Source organism: Streptomyces sp. NPDC003036, from assembly GCF_040611175.1.
Taxonomy (GTDB): Bacteria; Actinomycetota; Actinomycetes; order Streptomycetales; family Streptomycetaceae; genus Streptomyces.
The window spans coordinates 182,439-191,758 of record NZ_JBEXNO010000007.1; the positions used below are offsets into that span (position 1 = coordinate 182,439).

Consider the following 9,320-nt stretch of genomic DNA (forward strand, 5'->3'; position numbering starts at 1 on the left):
ACCTTGCGACGACGGGGGGACGGGCTGATGGTCGCACTCTCCGTGACCGTCCCGCAAGGCGGACGGCAGGCCCCCGGCACCGGGTGGACACCCCGTGTTCACCGCGTGGCCTGGGGAGTTGATCCGGCACCCGGAAAGGCGTTCGGTGACCGACGCCACACGGGGGACGGCGGAGTGTGATGGAGGTGTGCGGACCCGGTTACTTGACCGGCACATCGGCGACGTTGACCAGCAGGTCGTTGGTGTCGGCGTAGGCCGGGCGGACGCGGACGTACTGCTGCGGCAGGCCGCGCAGCCTGCGCGCCGCGATGCGCAGCAGGGCGTAGGGGCGCTTCTTGCGCAGCCGCGTGGCGGGATAGCCGAAGACGGGGCCCTTGTCGACGATGTCGTCGAGGACGCGGGCGAGGCGGACGGGCTCGGCACCGGGGGCGTACCGCACCAGCAGGTCCCACCACTGGTTAGCCGCGGTCTGGTGGGCGGCGGGTCCGGCGGCGGGGAAGGTGAAGCGGAACCGTCCGTCGCCCAGCCAAGTGCCGGGGTACGTGAGGTCGACGGAGCCGCGGCCGCGGCGGCGCACGATCAGGGTGGGGGCGTCCGGTGCGGGCGCGGCGCCGATCAGTTCACCGGAAACGGTGATCTCTCCCCGGGAGACCTGGACATCGGCGGCCTCGGCGTGGACGGGACGCACCCAGGAGCGGAGCAGGAGCTGCTTCTTCGGCTTGCTGGGGTACGGGATGAGGGTGCGTACGCCGCCGGTGACGCGTTCCCGGGCGCGCATCGCGCCGCGCTGGTCTATGGAACGGGTGGTGATGCGCACACGCCGCCCGGAGCCGGGCAGTTCGACGGAGCCCTCCCAGATGCCCTCGTGGAACACCGCGTCCGCCGGGACGGTGGCACGGCCCTCGGCGTCGAAGGGGAAGCGGTGGTCGTCGGTGCGGTCGTCGGTGCGTACGCAGGCGAGGTGGAGTCCGTCCCGGCGCGGGCCCGCGAGCGTGACGGTGACGGCGCCGTCGGGCTCGACCACGCAGTCGGCGACGGGGGCGTAGCCGCCGGCCTCGGCGCGCTGGGCGGCGGCGGTGCGCAGCTCGCCGAAGAGCTCCTCGTACTGCTCGGCGACCCGGGCCGGGTGGAAGCGGCGGGCGTTGCGCAGGGCGGCCGCCCCCATCTTCCGGCGCAGCTCCTCGTCGTCGATGAGGGTGAGCAGCGCGGTGGCGACGGCGTCGGCGTCGCCCACGGGAACGAGGATGCCGTCCTCGCCGTCCGCGAGGATCTCGCGCGGGCCGTAGTCGCAGTCGGTGGAGACCACGGGCAGGCCGCAGCGCATCGCCTCGACGAGCGTCATGCCGAACGACTCGTGGCGCGAGGTCGACGCGGCGATGGCGCCCTTGGCCCACTCCGGCTCGATGGGCGAGTGCGGGCCCATGAGCCGGACGCTGTTGTAGAGGCCGAGTTCCTCGATGCGGGCGAGGAGCTTGTCCCGTTCGGTGCCCCAGCCGTAGATGCGCAGGTCCCAGTCGGGGTGGGCCTTGACGACCTTGGCGAAGGCGTCGATGAGGACGTGGTACTGCTTCTCCGGGGAGAGCCGCCCGGCGGCGACGACCGTCTTCCCGGAGACGTCCGACGGCGCGACGGGCGGCTCGGGAACGCTGTTGGGGATGGCGAGCACGCGTGTGGCGGGCAGCGGCATCCGCTCGCGCCACACCCGGGCGTCGCCCTCGGAGACGGTGACGTACGCGTCGAGCGCGTCGAGGTGCGCGTACATCTCCTTGCGCAGGGCCGTCTTGTGGTGGTGGTGCGTCATGTGCTCCTGGCCGATGAGCACGGCGCCGGTGGGCGCGAACTGCGCGACGTACGCGGAGAGTCCGGGGCGGGTGCCGATGACGACGTCCGCGTCGGAGCCCGCGGTGGCGTAGTGCGCGCGGACCCGCTCGTCGGTGAGCTTGCCGTACTCCTTGTAGCGCGCTTCGTTCCTGGGGAAGTACTCGGCGGGCTGGAGCAGGAGGGGGTGCTCCTTCTCGTTGGTGGGCGAGGAGGGGCGGGTGTCGACGAGCGGGACGACGGTGACGCGGGGGTCGATGTCGAAGAGCGGGATGTCGCGGTGCCGGAAGACCGACACGATCTCCACCTCGTGGCGGTCGGCGAGCTCTTCCGCGAGGTTGAGCGTGGTGCGGATGGTGCCGCCGATGCCGTAGATGGTGTGGATGAGGAAGGAGATCTTCATCAACGCTCCGTTCGATGTGCCGGGGGCGGTTCTGCTCGGCCCCTCGTAGCTAGACGGCTGTTCGACGGCATTGGTTGTGTCGTGAACGGACTCAATCCCTCCCGCGCGGCGCCGGGCACCGCGAAGCCCCGGCTCCCGGAGGCCGATGCGGCGGGTTCCGGGGGCCGGGGCTCGGGTGTTCCCGATCTGGAAGGACTAGAAGGGCTCGAAGCCCTCGAACTCGCGGAGCGCCTCGTCACGCTCGGCGTCGCGGTCCTTGCGGCGCTGGGCCGCGGGGCGCGGTGCCTCGAAGCGGTGGTCCTCGCCGCGGCGGCCGAGCATCTCGGCGCCCGCCATCATCGTGGGCTCCCAGTCGAAAACAACCGCGTCGTCCTCGGGGCCGATGGCCACGCCGTCGCCGGCGCGGGCGCCGGCCTTCATCAGCTCCTCCTCGACACCGAGGCGGCTGAGGCGGTCGGCGAGGTAGCCGACGGCCTCGTCGTTGTTGAAGTCCGTCTGGCGCACCCAGCGCTCCGGCTTCTCGCCGCGCACCCGGAAGAGGCCGTCCTCCTCGCGCGTGACGGTGAAGCCCGCGTCGTCGACCGCCTTCGGGCGGATGACGATCCGGGTCGCCTCCTCCTTCGGCTTGGCCGCGCGTGCCTTGGAGACGATCTCGGCGAGCGCGAAGGAGAGCTCCTTCAGGCCCGTGCGGGCCACGGCCGAGACCTCGAAGACGCGGTAGCCGCGCTCCTCCAGGTCCGGGCGGATCATGTCGGCGAGGTCCTGGCCGTCCGGAATGTCGATCTTGTTGAGGACGACGATGCGCGGGCGGTCGTCGAGACCGCCGTACTGCTTCAGCTCCTCCTCGATGACGTCGAGGTCGGAGACCGGGTCGCGGTCGGACTCCAGGGTCGCCGTGTCCAGGACGTGCACCAGGACCGAGCAGCGCTCGACGTGGCGCAGGAACTCGAGGCCCAGGCCCCGGCCCTGGCTGGCGCCCGGGATCAGACCCGGCACGTCGGCGATCGTGTAGACGGTGGAGCCGGCGGTGACCACGCCCAGGTTCGGCACGAGGGTCGTGAACGGATAGTCCGCGATCTTGGGCTTGGCGGCGGACAGCACGGAGATCAGCGAGGACTTGCCGGCGCTGGGGTAGCCCACCAGGGCCACGTCCGCGACCGTCTTCAGCTCCAGCACGATGTCGCCGGAGCGTCCCGGCTCGCCGAGCAGCGCGAAGCCGGGCGCCTTGCGGCGCGCGGAGGCCAGCGCGGCGTTGCCGAGGCCGCCGCGGCCGCCCTCGGCGGCGACGTACGAGGTGCCGTGGCCGACCAGGTCGGCCAGGACCTCGCCGTTCCTGTCCAGCACGACCGTGCCGTCCGGCACCGGCAGGATCAGGTCCTGACCGTCCTTGCCGGAGCGGTTGCCGCCCTCGCCGGGCTTGCCGTTGGTGGCCTTGCGGTGCGGGGAGTGGTGGTAGTCCAGCAGGGTGGTGATCGACTGGTCGACGACCAGGATCACATCGCCGCCACGGCCGCCGTTGCCGCCGTCGGGGCCGCCGAGCGGCTTGAACTTCTCCCGGTGAACGGAGGCACAGCCGTGGCCTCCGTTACCCGCGGCGACATGCAGCTCGACGCGGTCCACGAAGGTGGTCATGTCCTATGCCTCCAGTTACGTAGGAATTGTCTTCGGTGCAACAAGCGAAAGGCGGACCCGCTTCCCGATACGGGAAGTGAGGTCCGCCTCTCGTAAGTGGCTTAGGCAGCCGGAACGATGTTCACGACCTTGCGGCCGCGGTGCGTGCCGAACTGAACCGCACCGGCCTGCAGCGCGAACAGCGTGTCGTCGCCACCACGGCCGACACCCGTGCCCGGGTGGAAGTGGGTGCCACGCTGGCGGACCAGGATCTCACCGGCGTTGACGACCTGACCGCCGAAGCGCTTCACGCCGAGCCGCTGAGCGTTGGAGTCGCGACCGTTCCGGGTGGACGATGCGCCCTTCTTGTGTGCCATGTCTCCTCAGTCCCTTACTTCGCGGCCGACGGGATCGTCGTGACCTTGATCGCCGTGTACTGCTGGCGGTGGCCCTGACGACGGCGGTAGCCGGTCTTGTTCTTGTAGCGCAGGATGTCGATCTTGGCGCCCTTGTGGTGGTCCACGACCTCGGCCGTGACCTTGATGCCGGCCAGCACCCACGGGTCGCTGGTCACGGAGTCGCCGTCGACAACGAGCAGGGTCGAGAGCTCGACCGTGTCGCCAACCTTGGCAGTGGAAATCTTGTCAACCTCAACGATGTCGCCGACAGCAACCTTGTGCTGGCGACCACCGCTGCGCACGATGGCGTACACGGTTCTCTCCTTGCTCGTGAACGGGAACCCCTGATGCCAGCCGCTCGCACGGACCGGCGAGGTCCGTGACTGTTCCGGGTGGATGAGCGGCCTCTCCGACCCGGGCCCGGGGGCCCCGCGGAGGAAGGTGCTCAGGAGCTGGCGCGCATGGAAACACGCCGACGGTCAAGGTTACGGGGCGCGGGTTGAGGGGTCAAACCGGGCCGGTGGCCCGTGCGGCCGTGCTCCACGGGTGGCAATACCGGGCCGGACCGCCGACCGGCCGACCGGTTGCGTTTTCTCACCCACGTATGCTCACTCCGCGAAGAGGCACTGGGAAAGGCGTCAGAGTGAACTACAGGGTCCAGCCCACCGCGCAGGTCGACGAGACCGCTGAGATCGGGGCCGGCAGCAGCGTCTGGGAGCTCGCCCAGATCCGGGAGAACGCGCGGCTCGGCGAGGCCTGCGTGGTCGGGCGCGGCGCGTACATCGGCACCGGCGTCCGCATCGGCGACAACGTGAAGATCCAGAACTACGCCTTGGTGTACGAGCCCGCCGAGCTCGCCGACGGCGTCTTCGTCGGGCCGGCGGTCGTGCTCACCAACGACCACAACCCTCGGTCGGTGGACCCCGAGGGCCGGCAGAAGCGGGGCAGCGACTGGGAGGCCGTCGGTGTGAAGGTCGCCGAGGGCGCCTCGCTCGGCGCGCGGTCGGTGTGCGTCGCCCCGGTCCGCATCGGTCGATGGGCGATGGTCGCGGCCGGCGCCGTGGTCACCAAGGACGTGCCCGACTTCGCCCTGGTCGTCGGTGTCCCGGCCCGCCGCATCGGCTGGGTCGGCCGGGAGGGCGTCCGGCTGGTCGAGCGGGACGGGGAGCCCGGGGTGTGGGCCTGCCCGAAGACCGGCGCCCTGTACGAGGAGAAGGACGGGGTCCTTTCGGAGCGCGCGGACCTCTCCGCCTGACGGCTGATCCACGGGCCGACCGCCCGGAGTGACCAGCCACACAGGCGTCGGCACCTCCGCCACAGAACCGGACACGCACATCCAAGCGTCCGATAGCATGGACGCATTTTGCCTTGAGGGAAGGGTTCCACCACTGTCATGCCGCTCGGATCAAGCGGACGCCGGCCACGCGTTCTGTATCTCGCGTATTTCTTTCCGCCCAGCCGTGCAAGTGGTGTCTTCAGAGGCCGCGCCACTGCGAACCACTTCGCCGAAGCCGGCTGGGACGTAACCGTCTGCACGGCCCCGCGCGAGTTCTTCGAGACGTACCTGCAGAACGCCTGCGACCCCTCCCTCGAGGACACCGTCGACCCGCGCGTCCGGGTCGTCCGGCCCCCCATGGCGTACTACGCGTGGGAGAAGGACGTCCGGCAGTTCGGCCGCCTGCGCCGCAACTTCCCGACCCTCGCCGCGAGCTTCTACAAGCTCTTCCAGACCAAGGTCCTTCCCGAGCACTACCTCTCCTGGATCCCGGGCGTCCTCACCCACGCGGTGAAGGCGCACTTCAAGGAGAAGTTCGACCTCATCATCGCCACCGGGAACCCCTTCGCCTCCTTCGTGGCGGCGCACATGCTCAGCAAGCTCCTGAAGATCCCGTACGCGGTGGACTACCGCGACGCGTGGACCTTCAACCAGTTCACCGAGCAGCTGAAGTTCAAGGAGGACAGCAAGGCCTTCGAGTGGGAGGCGAAGGTCCTGCGTGACGCCTCCGAGGCCGTCTTCGTCAACGACGGCATGCGGCAGTGGCACATCGAGCGCTACCCGTACGCCGCCGACCGCATGACCGTGGTCCCCAACGGCTGGGAGCCGGAGCTGCTCGGCGAGTCCGAGTACGTCCCGCCCGCCCCGGACCGGCCGCTGCGCTTCGGCTACCTCGGCACCGTCACCTCGTACCTCCCGCTCGACGAGCTCTTCGACGGCTGGCGCATCGCGCGCAGCCACCCGCTGCTCCGGGACGCCGAGCTGAACATCCACGGCCACCTGGGCTTCTTCCCCGCCGACGTGGCGACGCTGACGAAGCGGCTGCCGCTGGAGGAGAACATCGGCGTGCGCTACCACGGCGCCTTCGGCAAGACCGAGGCCAAGGCCGTGTACGCGCAGACCGACGCGCTGGTCTTCTGCGTGCCGGGCGCGCGGTACGTCACCTCCGGCAAGGTCTTCGAGTACATGGCCTCCGGCAAGCCGATCGTCTCCGTGCACCAGCCCGACATCGCCGCCACCGAGGTCCTCGACGGCTACCCGCTCTGGTTCGCCGGCGGTGAGCTCAACGCGGAGCAGGTCGCGAAGTCCTTCATCGCGGCCGCCGAGGCCGCCCGCGCCGTCGACCGAACGCAGCACGAGCTCGCCGTCGAGCACGCCCACAAGTACACCCGTGCGGCGACGCTCGGCCCCTGGGAACAGCGGATGCGCAAGCTGGTGGAGGAGCACCGATGAGCACCCACGTCCTCTATCTCGCGCTCGGGGAGTCCCGGGTCCGCGGCACCCGCGTCCACGTCGAGAAGCTGGCCGCCGCCGGACGCGAGGTCGTCCTGGTGGTCTCCGGCCACGCGGCGTGGGACGACCTGCCCGAGATCCCCGGCGTACGGGTCCTGCGGGCCGGGCTCAACAAGAAGGGCTCCGCCTGGCGGGCCGCCCGCAAGCTGGTCCTCGCCAAGGACGGCCCGCTGAAGAACGCCGACCTCCTCGTCGCGGGCGACGCGCAGGCGCTGCCGGTCGCGTGGACGGCCCTGCGCCGGCGCCCCGGCCTGGAGTTCCGGCTGGAGCCGTACGAGAACACGGAGCGGGTCACCGAGCCCGCCGACCTCGCGGTGCTCACGCCCTGGTACCCCTCCCCCAACAACCCGTTCGCCGGGTCGTTCGTGCAGGCCGCCGCCGAGGCCGTCGCCCACCGCTACGACCGGATCTCGATCCTGCACACGGAGGACTGGCCCGGCAGCGCCGACCCGCTCCTCCAGGACGCGATCAAGGCCACCGCCGAGCGCTTCCTCGACCGGCGCGAGCTGATCCCGGTGCTGGACACGCCCGAGGGCGTCGTCACGCGCGTGCCGGTGCCCATCAGCGTCCGCCGCAACTACGCGGTCTGGGTCGCCCGCCAGGAGGAGGCCCTGCGCAAGGCGCTGCCCACCGGGCGGATCGAGGCGCCCGTGGTCCACGCGCACACCGGCATCTACGGCGGTGTCCTGGCCATGCACCTGGCCCGGCCCGACGCGCGCATCGTGGTGACCGAGCACTCCTCCTTCCTGGAGAAGGTCTTCCGGCAGCCCGCCGGACGGAAGCTGTACGACGAGGTGCTGCACCGCGCCGACGAGTTCCTGTGCGTCAGCAAGCACCTGCGCGACCAGATCGTGCAGGAGTTCCCGCACCACGACGGCAAGATCCGCATCGTGCCGAACGTGATCGACTTCGAGCGGTTCACCGCGGAGGCCAAGCCCTCCGAGAAGCTGCTCAAGTGGCTCTACGTCGGCCGGCTGCTCCCCGCGAAGGGCGTCGTCCCGCTGCTGGAGGCCTTCGCGCTCGTCGCCGAGAAGGAGCCCGAGGCGACCCTCACCATGGTCGGCGCCGGTTCCCTGCGCGAGCAACTGCTGGAGCGGGCGGAGGAGCTGGGCCTCGGCGACCGCTTCACGATCCTGCCGCCCGTGCAGCCCGAAGAGGTCAACGGCCTCATGCACCGGTACGACCTCCTGGTGCACGCCAGCCGCGCCGAGACCTTCGGCATGACCGTCGTCGAGGCCAACGCCGCGGGCCTGCCCGTGCTCGTCACCCGCAGCCGCGGCCCCGAGGAGACCCTCGCCGGCATAGAGGAGCTGGCCGGCGGGCTCATGGACGTCAGCGACGACCCCCAGGTCATCGTCGACGCCTACTGGGAGCTGCGCGAGCGCTTCGACCAGCTGGACCTGGACCGGGCCCGCGAGGTGCTGGTCTCCCGGTACAGCCGCGAGGTGGTCGGCCGCCGGCTCATCGAGGTGTACGAGGACCGGGCGCCGGCCATCGAGCCGGACCCGGAGCCCGACGACGCGGTCGACACCGAGGCCGCAGAGGCCGTGGCGGCGACCCCGGCCGCACCGGCCGCTCAGGCCGCAGACGGCGCGCCGGCTCCCGGACGGGCCCTCCTCCTCGCCTACACCCCCGCCCGGCCCCGCCGCGTCGCCGACTTCGCGAACTACCTGGCCGAGCGAGGCATCGAGGTCCACCTGGTCACGGCCAGGGAGGGCGCCTGGGCCCGTACGCAGCTGGACGAGCGGGTGCGGGTGCACAACATCGAGAAGGCCGAGCAGCGGCTGCTCATCCCGCGCGGTGAGCGGTTCGTCGTCTACCGCGCCCCCCGTGCGGTCCTGCGGCGCGTGGACCGGCTGGCCGGCAAGCAGCGGGACAAGGTGGCGCCCGAGCTCGCGGTGAAGGCGACCTGGCGCGCCCACAGCAAGCTGGCGAGCGGCTTCCACAAGAAGGTGTTCCACCGCGGCTACCGGGTGGTGCGCCCGCGCATCTACGCGAAGATCGCCGAGCGGGAGGTCCTGCCCCAGCTGCGGCTGGACCCGACGGACGTGGTGTTCGCCTGCGACACCAACGCCGCTCCCACGGCGTGGCGCATCGCGCAGGCGTATCCGGAGCTGCGCGTGACCAACGAGATGGACCGCGCCAAGTTCGAGCACCTGCCGGTGGTGGACCCCGCCGGGTCCTGACGCACGCCGCGTGACACGACGGCCGGTTCCCCACCTCGCGGTGGGGAACCGGCCCGGGGGGGGTCCCCCGGGTGGCCGGGCCGGAAAACCGCGAGGGCCCCCCCCCGTTCCCGGGG

The 9,320-nt window shown here is 71.2% G+C and carries 7 protein-coding genes; 3 read left to right on the forward strand and 4 right to left on the reverse strand.

The annotated features are described in order from the left end of the window. Positions 1-199 precede the first annotated feature (199 nt). From ABZX67_RS07865 to rplU, 4 genes are all read right to left on the reverse strand, one after another. The gene (locus ABZX67_RS07865; RefSeq protein ID WP_355355988.1) at positions 200-2,221 is read right to left on the reverse strand and encodes a glycosyltransferase family 4 protein; all 2,022 of its coding nucleotides are present in this window, start codon (positions 2,219-2,221) and stop codon (positions 200-202) included. Between the two features lie 195 nt (positions 2,222-2,416). Continuing rightward, positions 2,417-3,853, reverse strand: a complete 1,437-nt coding sequence (gene obgE, locus ABZX67_RS07870) for a GTPase ObgE (protein ID WP_355355990.1) — start codon at positions 3,851-3,853, stop codon at positions 2,417-2,419. Positions 3,854-3,954: 101 nt separating this feature from the next. Then, positions 3,955-4,209: a 50S ribosomal protein L27 gene (gene rpmA, locus ABZX67_RS07875; RefSeq protein ID WP_093613107.1), complete on the reverse strand. Its 255-nt coding sequence runs from the start codon at positions 4,207-4,209 to the stop codon at positions 3,955-3,957. A gap of 14 nt (positions 4,210-4,223) precedes the next feature. Next, complete coding sequence (gene rplU / locus ABZX67_RS07880) at positions 4,224-4,544, reverse strand: 50S ribosomal protein L21 (RefSeq protein WP_355355993.1); 321 nt, start codon at positions 4,542-4,544, stop codon at positions 4,224-4,226. A 329-nt stretch (positions 4,545-4,873) separates the two neighbouring features. Between rplU and ABZX67_RS07885 the strand changes: the two genes are divergently transcribed. From ABZX67_RS07885 to ABZX67_RS07895, 3 genes are all read left to right on the forward strand, one after another. Continuing rightward, positions 4,874-5,485 carry an acyltransferase gene (locus ABZX67_RS07885; protein ID WP_355355995.1) on the forward strand — a complete coding sequence of 204 codons (612 nt, stop codon included), beginning with the start codon at positions 4,874-4,876 and terminating at the stop codon, positions 5,483-5,485. 138 nt (positions 5,486-5,623) lie between these two features. Then, entirely contained in the window at positions 5,624-6,958 is a 1,335-nt protein-coding gene (locus tag ABZX67_RS07890; protein ID WP_355355997.1) for a glycosyltransferase, read from the forward strand. Beyond that, on the forward strand, positions 6,955-9,204 hold the full coding sequence (locus ABZX67_RS07895) for a glycosyltransferase (protein WP_355355999.1): 2,250 nt from the start codon (positions 6,955-6,957) through the stop codon (positions 9,202-9,204). The genes ABZX67_RS07890 and ABZX67_RS07895 overlap by 4 nt, the downstream gene beginning before the upstream one ends. The last annotated feature ends 116 nt before the right edge of the window (positions 9,205-9,320 follow it).